Annotated in this window: 24 protein-coding genes and 1 riboswitch; of the genes, 11 read left to right on the top strand and 13 right to left on the bottom strand. The window is 63.3% G+C overall.

From position 1 onward, the window contains the following. Positions 1–169 precede the first annotated feature (169 nt). Together JQ631_RS28055 and JQ631_RS28050 are read left to right on the top strand one after the other, a co-directional pair. Entirely contained in the window at positions 170–598 is a 429-nt protein-coding gene (locus JQ631_RS28055; RefSeq protein ID WP_212332371.1) for a YeeE/YedE family protein, read from the top strand. A 5-nt stretch (positions 599–603) separates the two neighbouring features. After that, positions 604–1,071: a DUF6691 family protein gene (locus tag JQ631_RS28050; RefSeq protein ID WP_212332369.1), complete on the top strand. Its 468-nt coding sequence runs from the start codon at positions 604–606 to the stop codon at positions 1,069–1,071. A 56-nt stretch (positions 1,072–1,127) separates the two neighbouring features. Here JQ631_RS28050 and JQ631_RS28045 read toward each other — a convergent pair whose 3' ends face one another. Both JQ631_RS28045 and JQ631_RS28040 read right to left on the bottom strand, forming a co-directional pair. After that, complete coding sequence (locus tag JQ631_RS28045; RefSeq protein WP_212332367.1) at positions 1,128–1,454, bottom strand: hypothetical protein; 327 nt, start codon at positions 1,452–1,454, stop codon at positions 1,128–1,130. 114 nt (positions 1,455–1,568) lie between these two features. Beyond that, positions 1,569–1,973: a hypothetical protein gene (locus JQ631_RS28040; RefSeq protein ID WP_212332365.1), complete on the bottom strand. Its 405-nt coding sequence runs from the start codon at positions 1,971–1,973 to the stop codon at positions 1,569–1,571. A gap of 151 nt (positions 1,974–2,124) precedes the next feature. On the opposite strand from JQ631_RS28040, the gene JQ631_RS28035 reads away from it, so the two are divergent. Further along, positions 2,125–2,358, top strand: a complete 234-nt coding sequence (locus tag JQ631_RS28035; protein WP_212332363.1) for a hypothetical protein — start codon at positions 2,125–2,127, stop codon at positions 2,356–2,358. A 119-nt stretch (positions 2,359–2,477) separates the two neighbouring features. On the opposite strand, the gene JQ631_RS28030 is transcribed toward JQ631_RS28035, so the two are convergent. Next, a complete protein-coding gene (locus tag JQ631_RS28030; RefSeq protein WP_212332361.1) occupies positions 2,478–2,720 on the bottom strand; it encodes a PilZ domain-containing protein in 243 nt (80 codons plus the stop codon). A 182-nt stretch (positions 2,721–2,902) separates the two neighbouring features. Here JQ631_RS28030 and JQ631_RS28025 point away from each other — a divergent pair, with 182 nt between their 5' ends. Continuing rightward, complete coding sequence (locus JQ631_RS28025) at positions 2,903–3,196, top strand: HdeA family protein (protein ID WP_212332358.1); 294 nt, start codon at positions 2,903–2,905, stop codon at positions 3,194–3,196. Positions 3,197–3,319: 123 nt separating this feature from the next. On the opposite strand, the gene JQ631_RS28020 is transcribed toward JQ631_RS28025, so the two are convergent. After that, entirely contained in the window at positions 3,320–3,784 is a 465-nt protein-coding gene (locus JQ631_RS28020; RefSeq protein WP_212332356.1) for a PaaI family thioesterase, read from the bottom strand. Between the two features lie 349 nt (positions 3,785–4,133). Here JQ631_RS28020 and JQ631_RS28015 point away from each other — a divergent pair, with 349 nt between their 5' ends. Next, complete coding sequence (locus tag JQ631_RS28015) at positions 4,134–4,427, top strand: hypothetical protein (RefSeq protein WP_212332354.1); 294 nt, start codon at positions 4,134–4,136, stop codon at positions 4,425–4,427. Between the two features lie 98 nt (positions 4,428–4,525). Continuing rightward, the gene (locus JQ631_RS28010) at positions 4,526–4,780 is read left to right on the top strand and encodes a hypothetical protein (protein ID WP_212332352.1); all 255 of its coding nucleotides are present in this window, start codon (positions 4,526–4,528) and stop codon (positions 4,778–4,780) included. A gap of 30 nt (positions 4,781–4,810) precedes the next feature. On the opposite strand, the gene JQ631_RS28005 is transcribed toward JQ631_RS28010, so the two are convergent. Next, entirely contained in the window at positions 4,811–4,999 is a 189-nt protein-coding gene (locus JQ631_RS28005) for a hypothetical protein (protein ID WP_212332350.1), read from the bottom strand. 528 nt (positions 5,000–5,527) lie between these two features. On the opposite strand from JQ631_RS28005, the gene JQ631_RS28000 reads away from it, so the two are divergent. Then, a complete protein-coding gene (locus JQ631_RS28000) occupies positions 5,528–5,668 on the top strand; it encodes a hypothetical protein (protein WP_212332348.1) in 141 nt (46 codons plus the stop codon). 548 nt (positions 5,669–6,216) lie between these two features. On the opposite strand, the gene JQ631_RS27995 is transcribed toward JQ631_RS28000, so the two are convergent. Continuing rightward, a complete protein-coding gene (locus JQ631_RS27995) occupies positions 6,217–6,384 on the bottom strand; it encodes a hypothetical protein (protein WP_212332346.1) in 168 nt (55 codons plus the stop codon). 210 nt (positions 6,385–6,594) lie between these two features. Between JQ631_RS27995 and JQ631_RS27990 the strand changes: the two genes are divergently transcribed. After that, the gene (locus tag JQ631_RS27990; RefSeq protein ID WP_212332345.1) at positions 6,595–6,774 is read left to right on the top strand and encodes a hypothetical protein; all 180 of its coding nucleotides are present in this window, start codon (positions 6,595–6,597) and stop codon (positions 6,772–6,774) included. A 7-nt stretch (positions 6,775–6,781) separates the two neighbouring features. Here JQ631_RS27990 and JQ631_RS27985 read toward each other — a convergent pair whose 3' ends face one another. From JQ631_RS27985 to JQ631_RS27970, 4 genes are all read right to left on the bottom strand, one after another. Then, entirely contained in the window at positions 6,782–6,919 is a 138-nt protein-coding gene (locus JQ631_RS27985) for a hypothetical protein (protein WP_212332344.1), read from the bottom strand. A gap of 301 nt (positions 6,920–7,220) precedes the next feature. After that, positions 7,221–7,397 (bottom strand): hypothetical protein, encoded by a 177-nt coding sequence (locus JQ631_RS27980; protein WP_212332343.1) that lies wholly within the window; start codon positions 7,395–7,397, stop codon positions 7,221–7,223. A gap of 701 nt (positions 7,398–8,098) precedes the next feature. Beyond that, positions 8,099–8,260, bottom strand: coding sequence for a hypothetical protein (locus JQ631_RS27975; protein WP_212332342.1), 162 nt, complete (start codon positions 8,258–8,260; stop codon positions 8,099–8,101). A gap of 890 nt (positions 8,261–9,150) precedes the next feature. Beyond that, positions 9,151–9,336: a hypothetical protein gene (locus JQ631_RS27970; protein WP_212332341.1), complete on the bottom strand. Its 186-nt coding sequence runs from the start codon at positions 9,334–9,336 to the stop codon at positions 9,151–9,153. A 285-nt stretch (positions 9,337–9,621) separates the two neighbouring features. On the opposite strand from JQ631_RS27970, the gene recA reads away from it, so the two are divergent. Together recA and JQ631_RS27960 are read left to right on the top strand one after the other, a co-directional pair. Then, a complete protein-coding gene (recA, locus tag JQ631_RS27965; RefSeq protein WP_212332333.1) occupies positions 9,622–10,710 on the top strand; it encodes a recombinase RecA in 1,089 nt (362 codons plus the stop codon). A gap of 105 nt (positions 10,711–10,815) precedes the next feature. Then, a complete protein-coding gene (locus JQ631_RS27960) occupies positions 10,816–11,175 on the top strand; it encodes a hypothetical protein (protein ID WP_249161134.1) in 360 nt (119 codons plus the stop codon). Between the two features lie 119 nt (positions 11,176–11,294). On the opposite strand, the gene gcvP is transcribed toward JQ631_RS27960, so the two are convergent. Genes gcvP through gcvT form a run of 3 tightly spaced genes read right to left on the bottom strand, consistent with a single transcriptional unit; the run spans position 11,295 to position 15,703 of the window. Further along, positions 11,295–14,159, bottom strand: a complete 2,865-nt coding sequence (gcvP, locus tag JQ631_RS27955) for an aminomethyl-transferring glycine dehydrogenase (protein WP_212332331.1) — start codon at positions 14,157–14,159, stop codon at positions 11,295–11,297. A 17-nt stretch (positions 14,160–14,176) separates the two neighbouring features. Next, complete coding sequence (gcvH, locus tag JQ631_RS27950) at positions 14,177–14,545, bottom strand: glycine cleavage system protein GcvH (protein WP_212332330.1); 369 nt, start codon at positions 14,543–14,545, stop codon at positions 14,177–14,179. 9 nt (positions 14,546–14,554) lie between these two features. After that, positions 14,555–15,703, bottom strand: a complete 1,149-nt coding sequence (gcvT, locus tag JQ631_RS27945) for a glycine cleavage system aminomethyltransferase GcvT (RefSeq protein WP_212332329.1) — start codon at positions 15,701–15,703, stop codon at positions 14,555–14,557. A gap of 145 nt (positions 15,704–15,848) precedes the next feature. Next, positions 15,849–15,939, bottom strand: a riboswitch (glycine riboswitch). A 247-nt stretch (positions 15,940–16,186) separates the two neighbouring features. On the opposite strand from gcvT, the gene alaS reads away from it, so the two are divergent. Then, on the top strand, positions 16,187–18,865 hold the full coding sequence (gene alaS, locus JQ631_RS27940) for an alanine--tRNA ligase (protein ID WP_212332328.1): 2,679 nt from the start codon (positions 16,187–16,189) through the stop codon (positions 18,863–18,865). Position 18,866 lies beyond the last annotated feature (1 nt).

The raw sequence follows: 18,866 nt of genomic DNA, 5'->3' as shown, positions 1-18,866 counted from the left end.
TTCCCCGTTCACGCTGGCAAGAGCCGGCGTTATGCGGTCATGCTTAGCGCAAAGATTGGAAAATCCCATTGGGACGCCGGTTCAATTCGAATGGTATTGTTAACGTCTCATTGAGCATCCGGCCGACTCGCCGGTGCTCGATGGAAGCTCTCGATCCGGAGGATCAAGAATGATCGCAACGCCCTTTACGCCGATTGCGTCGCTCCTCGGCGGTCTGCTGATCGGCTTGTCCGCCGTGCTGTTGATGTGGGCGACGGGACGGATCGCCGGTATCAGCGGTATCGCGGCGCGGTTGTTTCCGCCGTATGAGGACCGCGAGCTATCCGGACGGCTCGCTTTCGTCGTCGGCCTCATTGCTGCGCCCGTGTTGGTGCGGCTCGTCACGGGAAGCATGCCGGAGCAGACGATCGCCGCGGGCACGCCGATCCTGGTCGCCGCGGGTTTGCTCACCGGCTTCGGCGCGGTTTGGGGGTCTGGCTGCACCTCCGGCCACGGCGTCTGCGGTCTGTCGCGATTATCAGTGCGTTCGCTGGTCGCGACCGTCACTTTCATGGCGACGGGCATCGCCACTGTCTACGTGATGCGGCACTGGAGCTGATAGCGATGACCATTCTCATCCAGTTCGCGATCGGCCTACTGTTCGGGCTCGGGCTGATCGTTTCCGGCATGTCGAACCCGGCAAAGGTGCTGAACTTCCTCGACCTCGCCGGCGTCGCTTCAGGGACATGGGACGCCAGCCTCGCCTTCGTGATGGCCGGCGCGGTCGCCGTGACATTCGTCGGCTTCAGGCACATCCTGAAGCTCGCACATCCGCTCTTCACTCAGCGGTTCTACGTGCCGACGCGCAGCGACATCGACCGGAAGATCATCGTGGGGCCCGCGATTTTCGGCATCGGTTGGGGACTGGCGGGCTTCTGTCCAGGACCGGCTCTGACCGCGCTCGGCTTCGGCTCGACCTCAGCATTCATCTTCGTCATCGCGATGTGCGCCGGCATGGTGCTTGCCCGAGTCATCGCCCAACTGCCGTCATCGACGCGCGTCGCTGCTCCGGCTCATCCCCTCGAATCCTGACGCAGAAAAGACCGGACGAGCGATCTCGTCCGGTCCCTTTAGTCATGCTGCGTTGGTTACCAGCGGTCGCCTACACCGACGCCCACGCTGACGCCGGGCGCGCGAATGCCGACGCCGGCGCGTGGACCGTCGTCCCAGTCGCGATAGCTGCGGCGCTCGTAATAGCGCTCGCGCGGCATCCGCGCATAGGAGTCGCGCACGATCACGCGTGCACCGCCATGAGTGCGATAGCAGTTGCCGGCGTCATCGCAGACGAGCCGCACCTCCTGAATGAGATCAGGGCTGGTGTATTCGCTGGTCGTGTAGAGATCTGCGGCTTTCGCGCCGCTTGCCGAAGCGAGCGCGCCGACGCCGGCAAGCACTGCAATTGTGAACGTCCTCATCCTGTCCTCCTCCGAAACTGCCCTCGGCGGTAACAAGAATGGGAGGCCGCGATCGTTCCGGGCCCAATTACAGGTTTTTCCCGGAACCGGATCGTTGCTTGGTGCGATTGATCGCTAGATCGGCTCGTAGGCTTCCGAGCCGCAGATGTCGTCGGCTTCGGCGCGCCGCCGGTCGACGACTTTTCCGTCTGATATCGTCACGATGTAGGTCTGCGTGCCCAGCGCCGAGCCGGTGGCCGAGGTGAGTTGTGCGCGGACACAGGCCGTCCAGCCCATTCCGCGGATCTCGTGATGGGGCAGGGCGACTTGCACCTCGCGCGGATAGGAAGTGTTGAGGAAAACCACCTCGATCTGTTCGCGCACCACGCGCTTGACGTCTGGCGGCGGGTCGGGTGGCTGCTGCTCGGCTTCCTTGATGCGCATGAACTCGGGGACAGGCGCGCGGCTGTCGGCAAAGCCGCACCCGCCGAGCGCGAGCGCGCCGGCGAGCATCGCCACACGAGCAACAATCCGCAACATTCGTGAAGGTCCCCTGCGGGCCAACAGATAGGCGCGAATTGGGCGGGACGAAGTCCTGCGCGATCAACATTTGCTGAAGCTGCGGAACCGACGCAATTGCCCATACGGGATTGCAGGCTAGTTTGCATCGCGAATGAGACGGAGTGCGGCAATGAAGATTTTGGTCGTAGCGGCTGCAGTGCTGGCGCTATCCGTCGTATCCGCACAGGCGCAGATGGGCGGCGGCCGGCGCCACTCCGGCGTGGGCGGCCAGAAAGCGGACCGCGCGCCCAAGGCCGACGAGAGGGCCTACAAGGCTGCGCTTGATCGCATTCCGGTCCCCAAGGAAAAGTACGACCCCTGGGTCGGTGCACGTCTGAGCGAACCCGCGAAGAAGCCGAAATAGAGCATCCTGATCTTCTGCGTGCCGATGGTCGCGGGATCGCGGCGGCGTCACCGACGTTGTATCGCGCACTCATGGTCGTGTTGTGTATGCGATGCGAATAGTCGTTCACATCGCGCGCGCTACTGCACGAATGCGAGGCCGATGCGCCTGTCGCTGCGCCAAACGGTGCGGCAGCTCCGCACGAAATTGTCGCGCTCGATCAAGAGGGTGAATGATTGCGGCAATGTGATCGTTGTGTCGAGGTCGATGGCGGCGCCGCCTTCCGACATGTTTCGCACTGTGCACGCGATTCCGCTATTTTCAAAGGTGATCGTACCACCTTTGAAAACCCGGTGACGCTGCGTCGCACGCTTCTCGACCATCCGCATTAATCCATCATGATGATTGTGAAATAGTGCATAGAAATTGCGTTGATCTAAACTCAATACTGGCGCTACTTGCACAGCGCTTCACACTTCGTTTACGACGTTGAGACGGCGAGTCACTTCGCCGAATTTGCCCGCAAGCCTTTCCTTTATGGCGTTAGGCGCCGATGGAGATTCCGATGAAGACCACGCTTTCGCTTGTGTTCGCCGCAGCGCTCTCGCTGTCGTCGATGCCCGCCCACGCCTTCAAGTGGGACCTCTCGACCATGACCTGCAAGCAATTCCTCGATAGCGGCGAAGACAATATCGGGGTCGTGCTGACCTGGATGGACGGCTGGTACAAGGGCGACGAGGACAACGCGATCATCGACACCGATGTGTTCGTCGAGAACGCCAAGAAGTTCGGTGCCTATTGCGGAAAGAATCCGACCGTCAGCATCGTCACCGCCGCCGACGAGATCCTCGGCAAGTGATTCTTGAAGTGTGCGACCGAAGCGCGATCGCATCGTGCTTCGCTCTTTCGCTTTGACACGATCCGAGATGGAGAGCCGCGGTGAGCGTTGCGCTCACGCGGCTCTCTTCTTTCGAAATGACGCTCAGCCCGGCAACATCGCGAACGCGCTCGAGACCATCGCCACCTGCTTGTTGTCGGTAGCGGAGAGCAGGGTGACGCGGCCGAAGCTCATGGTGCGTCCGAGCCGCACCACGCGCGCATCCGCCAGCACATCCGACGAGGAGATCGCGCGCATGAAATGCGTGGTCTGGTCCACCGTCGTCATCGGACGATAACCGCGATTGGCGGCGAGATTCGCGATCACCATTGCGGTGTCGGCCAGTGCCATCAGTGCCTGGCCGCAGACCACGCCGCCGTTACGGCACAACCGTTCCGAGAACGGCATGCGGAGCAGCGCGCCCGGCTGCCAGTCCGGCGCCTCGGGAGGCGGGATGTGCTCGATGCGCTCGACGGTGAGGTTGAGATCCTGGATCCAGGGCGCAAAGACCTCGCCGAGTATCCGTCTGGCCTCGGTGATGCCGAACTCGGCTTCTGGCTGCGATGGCATTGTTGTCGTTCCCTCCTGTGTTGCCGGATGTTTCGCTCATTCTGCCCGTTCGGGCTCGGCAAAGTCACGGGGGCCGTCGGCTTGAAAATGCCCGACTTCGCCCGATATGATGCCGGGCTTGGGAGCGGGTGGACGATGTTGCGTCGAAGTGTCCTGTTCCTTTGTCTGGCCGCGTTCGGTCTGGCACAGAACGGCTGTACCAGGTGCGGCCCGGTCTGGGATGACTGGCTCCATGGGCCGAAATCGTGCAAATCGGGTCGGATTTAGCGGATTGAAAGCGGCGCCTGGCGCTGCGAAGACGGACAGGATGTGGTATCCGCGCCCTCTATCGACGATCAAGGAGTGACTGATGAAGCTTTTCCGTATGGCGGCGGTGCTGGCGCTGGTGGCTGGACCGGCCTTTGCGCAGGAGTCGCCCCATATCAATCTGATGGCGGATGGCCCGGCCAAGACCGACGACGAAAAGGCCGCCGATGCAGCGCGCGACAAGGCCTACAAGGAGACGCTGAAGAAGATTCCGGACGCCAAGGCCTCCAGCGATCCCTGGGGCGGAATGCGCGCCGACGCGCCGAAGCAGCCCGCACCGAGGGCCGCGGCCGCCAGCACGTCCAAGAAGCCGAAGGCCGGCACGGCCGCCAATTGACCGCGCTTCCCGGAGGCAGATGACGCCTCCGGCAGGACTCCCCTTCGTCGAGGCTGGATCCTACATTCCCTCGCAGTGTTGCGTTGAGGAGGCAGGACATGGCGGATCGTCCGCGGGACCTCGCCGAGCGGATGGCGCGCCGGCGCAAGCGAGCCACCGGGGCGGACCACAAGGCCGGTGACGGCTATTTGCGCGAGAGTTTCACCCTGCCGCGCGCCGCGGCACGGGCAAGGGCGCAGGCCTTCTTCGCGCGCTATCCCAAGGCCGGCTATATGAGCGAAGTCGAGACTTGGCGCGAACTGCCTGATGGCGACATCGAATTCACCATGCGGCGATTGCCCAGCGCCGACTGATGCCAACCTCGGTCGCTCAACCCTGACGGGTCAGTCCGACCTTTGACCGATGGCCTTCAACTCCCGGTCGATGCGCAACTGCACGCGCCGGATCGCCAACAGATCGATCTTCGTCTCGGTCTTGCCTGTCTTGGTCTCGTCGCCGATCCGGAACTGCCATTGCCAGACACCCGAGATCGCTGTCTTCGCAACCGTGAACTCTACGCCCCTGTGATTCATGGTCACCTCCACGATTCAGCTTGCCATGTCCGGTAACATGTTGGGCGTCTCAATATTCCATCGCCACGGAAATACTGCCTTTAAGTCGTGGATAGTCCATCGGAATCCAACAAGCGCGCGCGGTTCGAAACAAGCGAAATCAAATTCCGAAAGATGGAACCGACGGATGTATGAAACCTGGGCGCGGCGTTGGCGCCGATTAGGTCAGGAACTCTGTTCTTGGTGGGAGAACCACGGAGTTCCATTCGTGCCGTGGTCCATCGCGGTTGCAAAAGAGATTGCTGATTGTGAGCGATGTCGCCGGCGCGACCGTTCGCAGCGGATGGGCACATTCAGGACTTTTCCACTTTTGCGTGCGCCTCGAATGTGATCTGCTCAGTGCAGGGGGCATGGACGGGCGTCGCGCAAGGGGAAGACGTGAACTGGCTCAGACATCTCGCTCAGCGATGGAGTGCGCGACATTTCTCGCTGGTTTGTCCGCAATGCAGGCAGCCCGCTTCCTCCCTTCTCTACAGGCGTGGACGCTTCATGCTTGGTGACGACAAGCTCGTCTGCGAGCAGTGCGGCACGACCAGCGTCGTCACTTTCTGGCGCTTCGAAGGGCTGTCGTGCCAGGGCGGGCGTGACGATTCGGGCAGACACCGGCGCTTGGCAGACTGGCTGCACTGAGCTCGCGCCACGCGCGCGACGAATCATGCCATCGACAAAGAAAAAAAGCCCCGCCAGGGGAGAGCCGGGCGGGGCAAAAGGCTATTGGAGGCTGAGGTGCTGGGCTGCAACACCATAGCGACATGACCGTAGCCCGCTCAGCTTACGGCAGCCTGACAGACTGAAAGCGGATCGGACCTCGATCTGATCGCGCAGCTTCGGCCGACAGGCGACTGGCGCAAGCTTGTGCGGGGTTTGCGGTTGCATTTAGAGCCGCTCTCACGTCCCAATTCAGACATCCCCCCGCACAACTTCGGACACATCCGTTGGCGACACTTTGCGCGCACGGCGAAGCCATGGGGGATACGTGGCGCGCCGATAGCGGGGTGGCATCATGGACAAGGTAGAGCGGTCATTCGCCGCCGCGACGGCGGCTGGCTTCGTGGTATTGGTGATCGGCATCGTGCTGCTGGCGCTGATGTAGCAACAGCTTTGGCGGCACGCGCCGCGAAAGCCGCAAAACAACCCCATGCACAGTAGGCAACGGCCTGTTTTGGCAGGTTGTTTCCCTAGTGGATCTTGATCTCGTCCACGGGCAGGCGGAGATCGGCGGCGCGCTCCGCGCGATCCTTCTTTCGAAACTCGGTTTCGCTGCGCTCGAACTTCGTCATCTCTTCGAGCGCCACCTCGCGCAGGGACTTGCGCCTGAGCGCATCGCGGCGCGTGTTGTCAGTCATGATCCGATCCCCATTGCGGCCCGCTCTCAAAGGAAAGCCGGCGGCCGCCGAAGAGTCCTGTGCCGAAGGATTGCGAAATTATGACGGCAGAACGGCTCTCCGTCCTGGATGCGCATCATCTTCAGAGGCGAAGCGCGGTCTCACATTTCGCGGAGGGCAGGGGCGCCGACCGCTTTCATGCTAGCGTGACGTGCCGCACCGGAGATGGTCATGGGCTTTTGGCTTTTCGTCATCATCTCGATTGGGTCGATCCCGCTCGCAGGCGCGATGGCGCAGGAGCGCAACAGGTCGCTGCGGACGTGGCTTTGGATCGCCGTCGCGGTCGGCCCCCTGGCTCCCTTGGCGCTGCTGATCCTCGGGGATGCGAAGCGTCCGGTCTCCGCCGATTGAGATGGCCTCAGTGCATCTTGCGGCGGAGTTGCCTGATGACCTCGCGGAGATCGTTCGCGTAGTCGGCAATGACCCGGCGCGCTTCCTCGTCAGGCGACAGCCTGGCGGAGGGCTCATCCGGCGGTTTGGGAGTTTCGCTGTCCATGGTCTCGATCTCGCGCCGGTCGTTCAGGGCCGCGATCGATTGAACGCGAGGGACCAGGTTCCCGCCTTCACATGTGATATCGCCGGCCAAACGAGGCGGCCTCAATCTTTACAGTACAGCCGCTTGCAGGTCGGACAGCCGTAGACGTGGATGTGCCTATCCTGGTGCGGATCGAAGATGCGGGCGCGGAACCTGGTTGGCGTCCGGCAATCGTCGCACCGAGGGCTTTCCTCAGCGGTATCAGGAACTTGGTCGCCCACGGCGAACCCCTCTGCCTAAGACAGAGGCAACCCAACAAATGTTAGGTGGTTCCTATACGGCCGATCGCCCTCGCCAGCTCGTCCGCCAGCACCTTGTAGTGCGCGGCCAGTTTCGCGAACGTCTCTCGTTTCGATGGGTCTGTCGCCAGCTTGGCGATCAATTCGCAGTTGGCCGCTTCGGTCCGAAGCTTCTCCAACTGGGCCTGCATGTCTTTCATGGTCCTTCCCAACCCATGCGCTGATTGAGAAAGCTATTTGGCGTAGTCCGCGATTTCGATCATCTCCGGAAAAGCACGGGGTATGATGAATTAGAGCATTGGAAACATCAGCTTATGTCTCTCAATCATGGCTCGGTTCATCGGCCGTATGGGTTCGTGCGCTCGCGGGACGGGCTATTCCAAATTCCGGTGCTGCTCGAATTGGAACAGTGACCTCGGGACATCAGGAGACGGCATCTCCGGGGTACTGGAACACCGCATTTTCCCGGACTCCACACACGCGCGAAACTAGGTAGAACTACGCAGGCCGGGGCTGGTATTTTTATCCCGAACAATTATTGCGACCGGCCAAAAGGGCTACCGCGAGGTGGCCCTTTTCGATTCTGGCATCTGCAGAGACGGATTACGACACTGGCAGGAACGATCGCCGGATTGCCAAGTTTTCCCGATACCCTTCCCCAAGGGTAACACGTTGGCCCCAGCTCCATCGCCCCCCACTAGCGAGCTGGGGCCTTTTCGCGGCACGCTGAAACCCTTTGACGGATCGGCCGTATTTGGCGGGATGGCTGCGACCGATCTCAGCCTCCTGGTAGCCATCCGGCCCCGTTGTGCTGCTCGCGCGCCGGGGCCGTTTTCCGTCCGCGAGGGGCAGATCAGGACATCTGCAGGTTCAAGAAAAAGGCCGCCAATTCGAGGCGGCCTTACTTCTTGTCGAGCTGTTGTTCTGGGTCGCGTGGTGGCCGCGCGCGTTCTGCCGCTTCCTTCTTGCGGATCTCATTCAGGAGCTGCTCGAGACTCTTCTGCTGCTTGTCCGGCATCCCATCAGTATGATCGGGAAAACTTGGCAATTGATGAATCGCCAAGTGGAGGGAGCCTTACAGCGCGATCGACAGGATGGTGACGAGGGCAACGGCGGTCAGCCCCCAGGTCAATACGTGCAACATCCAAAGCTGCATCATCGCTCGCCCCGCTCGGTTTCCTGCCATGACAGGGAAGGCCGCTGCGCGATGTGCGACTTGAGCTAGATCAAGAGAGGACGAGCAGGGCGACCGCGGCGACGGTGAAGACACCGGCCGAAATGGCAGCCAAACGCACGAATAGCTCCTTGCCCATGCATGGAACTTAGTCCCGGGCGCGACGCCCTGACTATGCAGTTTGGGACACCTCAACACCTCAACGGTGTCGATAATCGGCAGTTTAGGACTGAGGACGCAGCCGGAATTCGACTTGGGACACGCGGGGTCAATTCGGACAGAACCCAAATCCCGGTGCCGTCCGAAGTTAGAATTCTGGCAGGAACGATCGCCCCATTACCAAGTTTTCCTGATGCCCTCCGCCCCGAGGGCGACCCCAAGTCGGCCCCAGCTCTTGCCCCACCCCAACCCTGCGAGCTGGGGCCTTTTTCGGTCGCGGTGAGGCGGATCAGGGCTATGGCAGAGGCGGACGGTCTTGCCCTCCCGGGAGCCGGCAAGTGATCGGGGCAGGCGGGGGGAGGCTGTGTTGGTCGGGCAACGACAACTCGGGGTAAATACGGCCAACCCAGATCCGGTGCTGTCCAAATTGGTGACCGCGAATTTAGATCAGGAAATCATCACATGTTAGATCGCAGAGCCGGGAAATGGTGGAAGTTTCCGGTCGCGGATAATTGGGAGAAGACCTCGGCATGTTTCGGGCCGGGGTCTTTTCGATTCACGACACCCGCAGAGGCGAAAGAGGCCACCAACTGAAGCGGCCTCCTTGGGTTCGGCGCAAGTTAGCCCTTGAAGGTGGTGTTGTTGACGAGGACGTTGTGGCCGGGTCCGACGACAAGCGTGTTGGTCATCTTGTCATTTCCCTGCATGGCGAAAAAGTAGCCAAACAAGCTGAAGTGAAATTCGAATTCTGCGCCGCCGGTCACGAGGTCGAGGTCGTCATCGGAGAGGGCGCTTCCGTCAGTCATGGTCATCTCCTGTGGTGCTTGGAGGCGAGTCCATTCCCGCCGGATCGGGGGATACACGGCGGTCAGATTGGCCGCTGTGCTATACATCACGCTGACATCACACTTCCAAATCAGGCCGCTGCATTTTCAAGCCAGGCCACCGCGCTCGGAAGCAGGCCAGCGCGCAAATCTCGCAAAGAACATATTGCGAACAAAGAACAGATGGTGTACATTGCTTTTATCGACGACCCGCCGCGCCAACCGTTTGTCCCACACGCGAATCCTCGCCATAAGGAGCACGACCCAATGTCCACCACTGCCCTGCGTATCGTCGAAGGATCTTCCATGGACAAGAGTAAAGCTCTGGCTGCCGCGCTCTCCCAGATCGAGCGGCAGTTCGGCAAGGGCTCGGTGATGAAGCTCGGCAAGAACGACCGTTCGATGGATATCGAGGCGGTCTCGTCGGGCTCGCTGGGGCTGGATATCGCGCTTGGCATCGGCGGCCTGCCGAAGGGGCGCATCGTCGAGATCTACGGGCCGGAATCCTCGGGCAAGACCACGCTGGCGCTGCACACGGTGGCGGAAGCCCAGAAGAAGGGCGGCATTTGCGCCTTCATCGACGCCGAGCACGCGCTCGACCCGGTCTATGCCCGCAAGCTCGGGGTCAATATCGACGAGCTGCTGATCTCCCAGCCGGATACCGGCGAGCAGGCGCTGGAAATCTGCGACACGCTGGTGCGTTCGGGGGCGGTGGACGTGATGGTGATCGATTCGGTCGCAGCCCTGGTGCCGAAGGCCGAGCTCGAAGGCGAGATGGGCGATGCGCTGCCGGGCCTGCAGGCCCGCCTGATGAGCCAGGCGCTGCGCAAGCTGACGGCCTCGATCAACAAGTCCAATACCATGGTGATCTTCATCAACCAGATCCGCATGAAGATCGGTGTGATGTACGGCTCGCCCGAAACCACGACCGGTGGCAACGCGCTGAAGTTCTATGCCTCCGTCCGCCTCGACATCCGCCGCATCGGCGCGATCAAGGAGCGCGACGAAGTGGTCGGCAACACCACCCGCGTCAAGGTGGTGAAGAACAAGCTGGCGCCGCCCTTCAAGCAGGTCGAGTTCGACATCATGTACGGCGAGGGCGTCTCCAAGATGGGCGAGATCCTCGATCTCGGCGTCAAGGCCGGCATCGTCGAGAAGTCAGGTGCCTGGTTTTCCTATGACAGCCAGCGCCTCGGCCAGGGCCGCGAGAATTCGAAAGCGTTCCTGAAGGCCAACCCCGACATCACCACCAAGATCGAGACCTCGATCCGCCAGAACTCCGGCCTGATCGCCGAGCAGATCCTGGCCGGCGCTCCCGAGCGCGACGCCGACGGCGAAGAGCCCGCGGACGAGTAAGCCTCGAGTCAAAGTTTTTCGCGAGGAGCGGGCCCTGGGGACGTTGAGTTGCCGACGTCGTCAGTGCCCGTTTCTTTTGGTGCGTCGTGGTGATCGGGTGGCGTGATGAAGCGTCTGATCCTGACTGGCTGGTACGGCGGGAGTGAGCTTGCTCGAGCCGGTTTGGCCGAGATCGTCGTACCGTTCCATTTTCAGTTGCTTGATGGGCTCGCGCGATGCTCAGTACCGGCCGTATCCGGGCTGGAGGAGGGGCCGTTCTCGCTCGACATGCACAACGACGCCCTCCGTCACGCACGATACAAGCGGTCCCGCCTGTCGCTCACTGACCTCGGCAAGGCGGTGCTGGGAGGCGATCAGAACTTTTGCCGGCACAACCGGATTGATCGCTGGTGGGGCGGCACTCACCTGACCAGCGAGCGGCTCTGGCGATGGGATCGCGAAAGCCGTTCGTTGGTTGCGCCTTAGAAGCACATTCGGTGCCGTAGTGCGGTAGGATGGGTAGAGCGCAGCGAAACCCATCGCCTTTTCATCGCCGGAAAGAGCGCAGTGATGGGTTTCGCTGCGCTCTACCCATCCTACGAGTCTTATTCCGCGGCCTCCGCGTAATCGCTCACCGGCGGGCAGGAGCACACCAGGTTGCGATCGCCGTAGACGTTGTCGACGCGCCCCACAGGGCACCAGTATTTGTCGGTGCGCGAGGTGCCTGCCGGGAAGCAGCCCTCGCTGCGGGCGTAAGCGCGCTTCCAGTCGTCATCCGCAATGTCGTGCACGGTGTGCGGGGCGTGCCGCAGCGGCGAGGCCTCGATCTTGAAGCGGCCGGCCTCGACCTCGGCGATTTCCTTGCGGATCGCGATCATGGCGTCGCAGAAGCGATCCAGCTCCGCCTTGGATTCCGACTCGGTCGGCTCGATCATCAGCGTGCCCGGCACCGGGAAGCTCATGGTTGGGGCGTGGAAGCCGTAGTCGATCAGGCGCTTTGCGATGTCGTCCACGGTGACGCCCGAGGTCGCCTTCAGCGGGCGGGGATCGACGATGCACTCATGCGCGACGCGTCCCCTGGCATTCTTGTAGAGCACCGGGAAATGCGCTTCGAGCCGTGCGGCGACATAGTTGGCGTTGAGGATCGCGATCTCGGTGGCGCGCTTCAGGCCCTCACCGCCCATCATCAGGATGTAGATGTAGGAGATGGTCAGGATCGACGCCGAGCCGAACGGCGCGGCCGAGACCGGACCGACCGGGGCATCAGCCAGCGTCGCCGGGTGACCGGGCAGGAATGGCGCGAGATGCGCCTTGACGCCGATCGGGCCCATGCCGGGGCCGCCGCCGCCATGTGGAATGCAGAAGGTCTTGTGCAGATTGAGGTGGCTGACATCGGCGCCGTAATCGCCGGGCCTGCTAAGGCCGACCTGCGCGTTGAGGTTGGCACCATCAAGATAAACCTGACCGCCATGGCCATGCACGATGTCGCAGATCTCGCGGATGTGCTCCTCGAACACGCCATGCGTCGAGGGATAGGTGATCATGACCGCGGCGAGATCGTTCGAATGCTTCGCCGCCTTGGCGCGGAGATCGTTGACGTCGACATCACCGTTGGCCTCGCAGGCGACCACCACCACGTCCATGCCGACCATTGCGGCCGAGGCCGGGTTGGTGCCGTGGGCCGAGGAGGGGATCAGGCAGATCTTGCGATGCGTCTCGCCGCGCGCCGCGTGATAGCCGCGGATCGCCAGCAGCCCGGCATATTCGCCCTGCGCGCCTGAGTTCGGCTGCAGCGAGATCGCGTCGTAGCCGGTGATGTCGCACAGCCACTTCTCCAGCCGCGCGAACAGCGCGTGATAGCCGGCGGCCTGCTCGCGCGGGGCGAACGGATGCAAGGACCCGAATTCCGGCCAGGTCAGCGGCATCATCTCGGTGGTGGCGTTCAGCTTCATCGTGCACGAGCCGAGCGGGATCATGGCGCGGTCGAGCGCGAGGTCGCGGTCGCTGAGCTTGCGCATGTAGCGCAGCATCTCGGTCTCAGAGCGGTGCGCGTGGAATACGGGATGGGTGAGAAACGCCGTGGTGCGCTTCAGCGCCTCCGGCAGCGCCTCGCGCGTGGTGGCGTCGATCTCGGCGTAGGAAAGCTGGCCGCCGAAGGCACGCCACAAGGCTTCGACGGTCGCGGGCGTCGTGGTCTCGTCGAGCGCGATGCGAAGCGCGCTTTCGCCAACACCGAGATTGATCTTCTCGGCAGTGGCCCGCGTGATGATCTCGGCTCGGTTGGCGCCGGCATCGATGCTGATCGTGTCGAAGAAGGCCTCAGACTGCGGCGCGAAGCCGAGCTTGCGCAGGCCGGCCGCGAGCACGGCGGCGCGACGATGTACATTGCGCGCGATCTGCGAAAGCCCCTCAGGGCCGTGATAGACCGCATACATCGCCGCGATCACGGCGAGCAGCACCTGCGCGGTGCAGATGTTGGAGGTCGCCTTCTCGCGGCGGATGTGCTGCTCGCGGGTCTGCAGCGCGAGCCGGTAGGCCGGCGCGCCACGGGAATCCACGGAGAGGCCGACGAGACGGCCGGGCAGCGAGCGCTTCAGCGCATCGCGCACGGACATATAGGCCGCATGCGGACCACCGTAGCCCATCGGCACGCCGAAACGCTGCGCCGATCCGATCGCGATGTCGGCGCCGAGCTCGCCGGGGGAGGCGAGCAGCGTGAGAGCGAGCAGGTCAGCGGCGACGATTGCGAGCGCGCCCTTGCCCTTCAGCGCCGCGATCGCGGGCCTGAGGTCGCGCACGGCGCCTGAAGAGCCCGGATATTGCAGCAGCGCGCCCAGCACGTCTGATTTGTCGAGATCGGTGAGGGGATCGCCGACGACCAACGTCCAGCCGAGCGGCTCGGCGCGGGTGCGCATCACGGCCAGCGTCTGCGGATGCACGTCCTTGTCGACGAAGAAGGCCTTGGCTTCGACCTTCGAGTGCCGCTCCGCCAGCGCCATGGCTTCGGCTGCCGCGGTGGCCTCATCGAGCAGCGAGGCGTTGGCGACGTCGAGCCCGGTGAGATCGCAGATCATGGTCTGGAAGTTGAACAGCGCTTCCAGGCGGCCCTGGCTGATCTCGGGCTGGTAGGGCGTGTAGGCGGTGTACCAGGCCGGGTTCTCCAGAATGTTGCGCTGGATCACCGCCGGCAGGATCGTGCCGGAATAGCCCTGGCCGATCAGCGAGGTGAAGACCTGGTTCCGACGCCCGAGCTCGGCCATATGCGCGATCGCCTCGGTCTCGCTCAGGGGCTTGGCGAGATCGAGCGGGGCGGCCTGCCGGATCGAGGCCGGCAGCGTCTCCGCCATCAGCGCGTCGACGCTCTTGGCGCCGACCGCCTCCAGCATTGCGGTGACATCGCGCGCCGACGGGCCGATGTGGCGGCGAACGAAGGGAGTGGTCTCGCCGTTGGATTTGCGGTGCGCGGTCATCGCTTGCTCCATCGTCTTTAAGCCGTATGTGCCTTGTAGGCGGCTTCATCCATGAGGCCGCCGAGCTCGCTCTTGTCGGCGATTTTGATCTTGAAGAACCAGGCCTTGCTCTGCGCGTCCGAGTTCACCAGCGCCGGCTCGGCGGCGAGCGCGGCGTTGGTCTCGAGTATCTCGCCGGAGATTGGCGCGTAGACGTCGGAGGCGGCCTTCACCGATTCCACGACGGCGGCGGCCTCGGCCTTCTTCAGGCTGCGGCCGACCTTGGGCAATTCGACGAACACGACGTCGCCGAGCTGCGACTGCGCGTAATCGGTGATGCCGACGGTGGCGACATCGCCGTCGATCGCCAGCCATTCGTGGTCGGAAGTGTACAGCGTCGTGGTCATTGTCGATCCTCAGCGTTTGTAGGTGTTTTTCACGAAGGGCATGGCGGCGACGGTGAGCGGCAGCCGCTGGCCGCGCACCTCGGCAAAGAGTTTTGTGTCGAGCGCACTCAGGGGGGTGGGCACGTAGCCCATCGCCACGGGCGCGTTCAGGCTTGGACCGAAGCCGCCCGAGGTGACCTTTCCGATCGGCTCGCCGCCCTCGCTATTCGCGAACAGCAGCGCGCCTTCACGCACCGGCGCGCGGCCTTCGGCGCGCAGGCCGACGCGGCGGCGGGATGCGCCGTGGTCGAAATGAGCGAGGATCTTATCGGCGCCGGGAAAACCGCCCGCGCGCGCGCCACCGGTGCGGCGGCTCTTCTGCACCGACCATTCCAGCGCCGCCTCGACCGGTGTGGTCGCGGTGTCGATGTCGTGGCCGTAGAGGCAGAGGCCAGCTTCCAGTCGCAGGCTGTCGCGGGCGCCGAGACCGATCGGCATCACATCAGGATTGTCCAGCAGCGCCCTGGCCAGGCGCTCGGCATCCGCAGCGGGAACGGAAATCTCGAACCCGTCCTCACCCGTGTATCCCGAGCGCGAGACGTAACAGGCGATGCCGGCAACCCCATGCGGGCCGGCATCCATGAATTTCATGGAGGACGCTTCCGCACACAATTTCGTCAGTGCGGCTTCGGCCTTCGGTCCCTGCAACGCAATCAGCGCGCGATCGGCCAACGAATCGATGACGCAGGCGTCCGAAAGATTCGCGCGCAGATGCGCTTCGTCCTCGTCCTTGCATGCGGCGTTGACGACCAGGAACAGGTGATCGCCGAAATTGGCGACCATCAGATCGTCGAGCAGGCCGCCATCTGCATTGGTGAACTGGGCGTAGCGCTGCCGTCCCGGCGCGATCGCCACGATATCCTGCGGCACCAGCCGCTCCAGCGCGCGGGCGGCGTCCTCGACCTTGCCGGATTTCGGCCGAAGCGCGAGCTGGCCCATGTGGGAGACGTCGAACAGTCCGGCCGCGTTACGGGTCTGGAGGTGCTCCTTCAGCACGCCCGCAGGGTACTGCACGGGCATGTCGTAGCCCGCGAACGGCACCATCTTGCCGCCAAGGGACACATGGAGGTCGTAGAGCGGGGTACGTTTCAGGGATTCTTGGTCGTCACGCGCAAGCATTACAGGGCCCTCGGCGGTTCCCCGAGGATGATTCCCCGGAAGCAACCAGTCGAAGCCCCATCTGTCGCTGTGCCTGAGAGTATTATCCCGTCGGCGGACGCGGTCCGGACCTTAAGCCCGTCGGCGCCTCTTTCCAGATGTCGTCAAAGCCACGCGGTCCTTTTGCCTGAGAGTTTCCGGGGCGGTTGCTCCTTCGGCGCCGGCTACCAAAAGCCGGTCTCTCCCGACGTGGCCGTACGATACAGATGGGTAAAGACCACAGCCCAGCCAAGCCTGTCAACGCGGGCCTTGCGGCTTTCAACGGGATTGCAAGGGGGATGACGCGACTGCGGCAACCCTCTGATCTGCCTGCACATCTCCTTGCACAGTTTCTGGACAGCGAAGCTGGCCTTGTCTAAAAGCGCTTTGGCCCGCAGATATCTGCCCAAATCCCAAGGTTTGGACGACACGGAAGCGGGTCCAAGCACACCCGATTGGATGAACATGAGCGGCGTCAACGAGATCAGGTCGACCTTTCTGAACTTCTTTGCCGAGAACGGCCACGAGATCGTGTCGTCCTCGCCATTGGTGCCGCGCAACGACCCCACGTTGATGTTCACCAATGCCGGCATGGTGCAGTTCAAGAACGTGTTCACCGGCGTCGAGAAGCGGCCCTACCAGCGCGCCACCACGTCGCAGAAATGCGTGCGCGCTGGCGGCAAGCACAACGACCTCGACAATGTCGGCTACACCGCGCGCCATCTCACCTTCTTCGAGATGCTCGGCAACTTCTCGTTCGGCGACTATTTCAAGGAGCGCGCGATCGAGCTGGCCTGGAAGCTCATCACGAAGGACTTCGGGCTGAACAAGGACAAGCTGCTCGTCACCGTCTACCACACCGACGACGAGGCGCACGGGCTCTGGAAGAAGATCGCCGGCTTCTCCGACGACCGCATCATCCGCATCCCGACCTCCGACAATTTCTGGGCGATGGGTGATACCGGCCCGTGCGGCCCGTGCTCGGAGATCTTCATCGACCGCGGCGATCATATCTGGGGCGGCCCTCCGGGCTCTCCGGAGGAGGACGGCGACCGCTTCCTCGAATTCTGGAATCTCGTGTTCATGCAATACGAGCAGGTGACGAAAGAGCAGCGCGTGGATCTGCCGCGTCCCTCGATCGACACCGGCATGGGCCTCGAGCGCATGGCCTGCATCATGCAGGGCGTCGACAGCGTGTTCGAGACCGATCTGTTCCGTCATCTGATCGATGCGACCTCGTCAGCGCTCGGCAGCGGACCGAACGAGCAGACCGTCGCCTCGTTCCGCGTCATCGCCGACCATCTGCGCTCATCGGCTTTCCTCGTTGCCGATGGCGTGCTGCCTTCGAACGAAGGCCGCGGCTATGTGCTGCGCCGGATCATGCGCCGCGCGATGCGCCATGCGCAGCTGCTGGGTGCGAAAGAACCGCTGATGCATCGGCTGGTCTGGGCGCTGGTCCGCGAGATGGGTCAGGCCTATCCCGATTTGATGCGCGCAGAAAACCTGATCGAGGAAACGCTGCGTCTCGAAGAGACCCGCTTCCGCAAGACGCTGGTGCGCGGCCTTGCCATTCTCGACGAGAAGAGCGCGTCCCTGAAAAAGGGTGACATGTTCGACGGCGACGTCGCCTTTACGCTGTACGATACCTACGGCTTCCCGCTGGATCTGACCCAGGACGCGCTGAAGTCGCGCGGCATCGGTGTCGACCAGGCGTCGTTCACCGACGCGATGGAGCGCCAGAAGGCCAAGGCGCGCGAGTCCTGGAAGGGCTCCGGCGAGGCGGCCTCCGAGGCGATCTGGTTCCCGCTGCGCGAGAAGCTCGGGGCGACCGAATTTCTGGGCTACGAGACCGAGAGCGCCGAAGGCGTGGTCTCCGCGCTGGTGAAGGACGGTGCGGAGGTTGCCAGCCTCAAGGCCGGCGACACCGGCGCACTTTTGCTGAACCAGACGCCATTCTATGCGGAATCCGGCGGCCAGGTCGGCGACACCGGTGTGCTGACGGGCGAGGGCGGCATCAAGTTCCGCGTCACCGATACGCAGAAGAAGCTCGGCGATTTCTTCGTCCATGTCGGCAAGGTCGAAAGCGGCGAGCTGAAGGTCGGCACTGCGCTGCAGCTCGAGGTCGATCATTCCAGGCGCTCGTCGATCCGCGCGCATCACTCGGCGACGCATCTCATTCATGAAGCGTTGCGCCAGGTGCTCGGTGATCACATCGCCCAGCGCGGCTCGATGGTCGCGCCGGATCGCCTGCGCTTCGATTTCGTGCATCCGAAGCCGATCACGGCGGAAGAGCTTGCCCGCGTCGAGGACATCGCCAACGACGTGGTGCTGGAGAATGACGAGGTCACGACCCGCGTGATGGGCGTCGATGAAGCCCGCGAGGCTGGTGCGCGTGCGCTGTTCGGCGAGAAGTACGGCGACGAGGTCCGCGTCGTCTCGATGGGCAAGACCGCACGCGAGCGCGGCGTCAATGCGCTCGGCTGGTCGGTCGAGCTCTGCGGCGGCACGCATGTCAGGCGCACCGGCGATATCGGCCTGATCACGCTGACCGGCGAAAGCGCGGTGGCTTCTGGCGTGCGCCGCATCGAGGCGCTGACCGGCAATTACGCGCGACGCCACGCCAACGAGACCATGGCGCTGGCGAAGACCGCGGCCAACGAGCTGCGCACGTCTCTCGATGACGTGCCCGCGCGCATCACCGCGCTGATGGAGGAGCGCAAGAAGCTCGAGCGCGAATTGTCGGACGCCCGTAAGAAGCTGGCGATGGGCGGCGGCGCGTCCACCGGTGATGGCGCAGCCTCCGGCGTGCGCGAGGCCGGCGGCGTCAAGCTGATGGCGCGCGCGGTCGAAGGCATCGAGATGAAGGATCTCAAGAGCCTGGCCGATGAGGCTAAGAAGCAGATCGGTTCGGGGGTGGTCGCCATCATCGGTGTCACCGAGGACGGCAAGGCCGGCGTTGTGGTCGGCGTTACCGCCGACCTGACCGCGCGCTTCAACGCGGTGAACCTGGTCCGCGTTGCCTCCGAAGCGCTCGGCGGCAAGGGCGGCGGTGGCCGGCCCGACATGGCGCAGGCTGGTGGCCCCGATGGCGCCAAGGCGACCGAGGCACTCGCGGCGATCGAAAAAGCGATGGCGGGCGCGTAAG

The sequence above is a fragment of the Bradyrhizobium manausense genome (assembly GCF_018131105.1).
GTDB classification, from domain to species: Bacteria; Pseudomonadota; Alphaproteobacteria; order Rhizobiales; family Xanthobacteraceae; genus Bradyrhizobium; species Bradyrhizobium manausense_B.
The sequence above is the reverse complement of the archived record's forward strand: the minus strand, read 5'-3'. Positions and strand labels throughout refer to the sequence as shown.

Bases quoted from the DNA above. Each gene is read 5' to 3' on its own strand.
- JQ631_RS28055 (WP_212332371.1), top strand. From the start codon at position 170: ATGATCGCAACGCCCTTTACGCCGATTGCGTCGCTCCTCGGCGGTCTG.
- JQ631_RS28050 (WP_212332369.1), top strand. From the start codon at position 604: ATGACCATTCTCATCCAGTTCGCGATCGGCCTACTGTTCGGGCTCGGG.
- JQ631_RS28045 (WP_212332367.1), bottom strand. From the start codon at position 1,454: ATGAGGACGTTCACAATTGCAGTGCTTGCCGGCGTCGGCGCGCTCGCT.
- JQ631_RS28040 (WP_212332365.1), bottom strand. From the start codon at position 1,973: ATGTTGCGGATTGTTGCTCGTGTGGCGATGCTCGCCGGCGCGCTCGCG.
- JQ631_RS28035 (WP_212332363.1), top strand. From the start codon at position 2,125: ATGAAGATTTTGGTCGTAGCGGCTGCAGTGCTGGCGCTATCCGTCGTA.
- JQ631_RS28030 (WP_212332361.1), bottom strand. From the start codon at position 2,720: ATGGTCGAGAAGCGTGCGACGCAGCGTCACCGGGTTTTCAAAGGTGGT.
- JQ631_RS28025 (WP_212332358.1), top strand. From the start codon at position 2,903: ATGAAGACCACGCTTTCGCTTGTGTTCGCCGCAGCGCTCTCGCTGTCG.
- JQ631_RS28020 (WP_212332356.1), bottom strand. From the start codon at position 3,784: ATGCCATCGCAGCCAGAAGCCGAGTTCGGCATCACCGAGGCCAGACGG.
- JQ631_RS28015 (WP_212332354.1), top strand. From the start codon at position 4,134: ATGAAGCTTTTCCGTATGGCGGCGGTGCTGGCGCTGGTGGCTGGACCG.
- JQ631_RS28010 (WP_212332352.1), top strand. From the start codon at position 4,526: ATGGCGGATCGTCCGCGGGACCTCGCCGAGCGGATGGCGCGCCGGCGC.
- JQ631_RS28005 (WP_212332350.1), bottom strand. From the start codon at position 4,999: ATGAATCACAGGGGCGTAGAGTTCACGGTTGCGAAGACAGCGATCTCG.
- JQ631_RS28000 (WP_212332348.1), top strand. From the start codon at position 5,528: ATGCTTGGTGACGACAAGCTCGTCTGCGAGCAGTGCGGCACGACCAGC.
- JQ631_RS27995 (WP_212332346.1), bottom strand. From the start codon at position 6,384: ATGACTGACAACACGCGCCGCGATGCGCTCAGGCGCAAGTCCCTGCGC.
- JQ631_RS27990 (WP_212332345.1), top strand. From the start codon at position 6,595: ATGGGCTTTTGGCTTTTCGTCATCATCTCGATTGGGTCGATCCCGCTC.
- JQ631_RS27985 (WP_212332344.1), bottom strand. From the start codon at position 6,919: ATGGACAGCGAAACTCCCAAACCGCCGGATGAGCCCTCCGCCAGGCTG.
- JQ631_RS27980 (WP_212332343.1), bottom strand. From the start codon at position 7,397: ATGAAAGACATGCAGGCCCAGTTGGAGAAGCTTCGGACCGAAGCGGCC.
- JQ631_RS27970 (WP_212332341.1), bottom strand. From the start codon at position 9,336: ATGACTGACGGAAGCGCCCTCTCCGATGACGACCTCGACCTCGTGACC.
- recA (WP_212332333.1), top strand. From the start codon at position 9,622: ATGTCCACCACTGCCCTGCGTATCGTCGAAGGATCTTCCATGGACAAG.
- JQ631_RS27960 (WP_249161134.1), top strand. From the start codon at position 10,816: ATGAAGCGTCTGATCCTGACTGGCTGGTACGGCGGGAGTGAGCTTGCT.
- gcvP (WP_212332331.1), bottom strand. From the start codon at position 14,159: ATGACCGCGCACCGCAAATCCAACGGCGAGACCACTCCCTTCGTTCGC.
- gcvH (WP_212332330.1), bottom strand. From the start codon at position 14,545: ATGACCACGACGCTGTACACTTCCGACCACGAATGGCTGGCGATCGAC.
- gcvT (WP_212332329.1), bottom strand. From the start codon at position 15,703: ATGCTTGCGCGTGACGACCAAGAATCCCTGAAACGTACCCCGCTCTAC.
- alaS (WP_212332328.1), top strand. From the start codon at position 16,187: ATGAGCGGCGTCAACGAGATCAGGTCGACCTTTCTGAACTTCTTTGCC.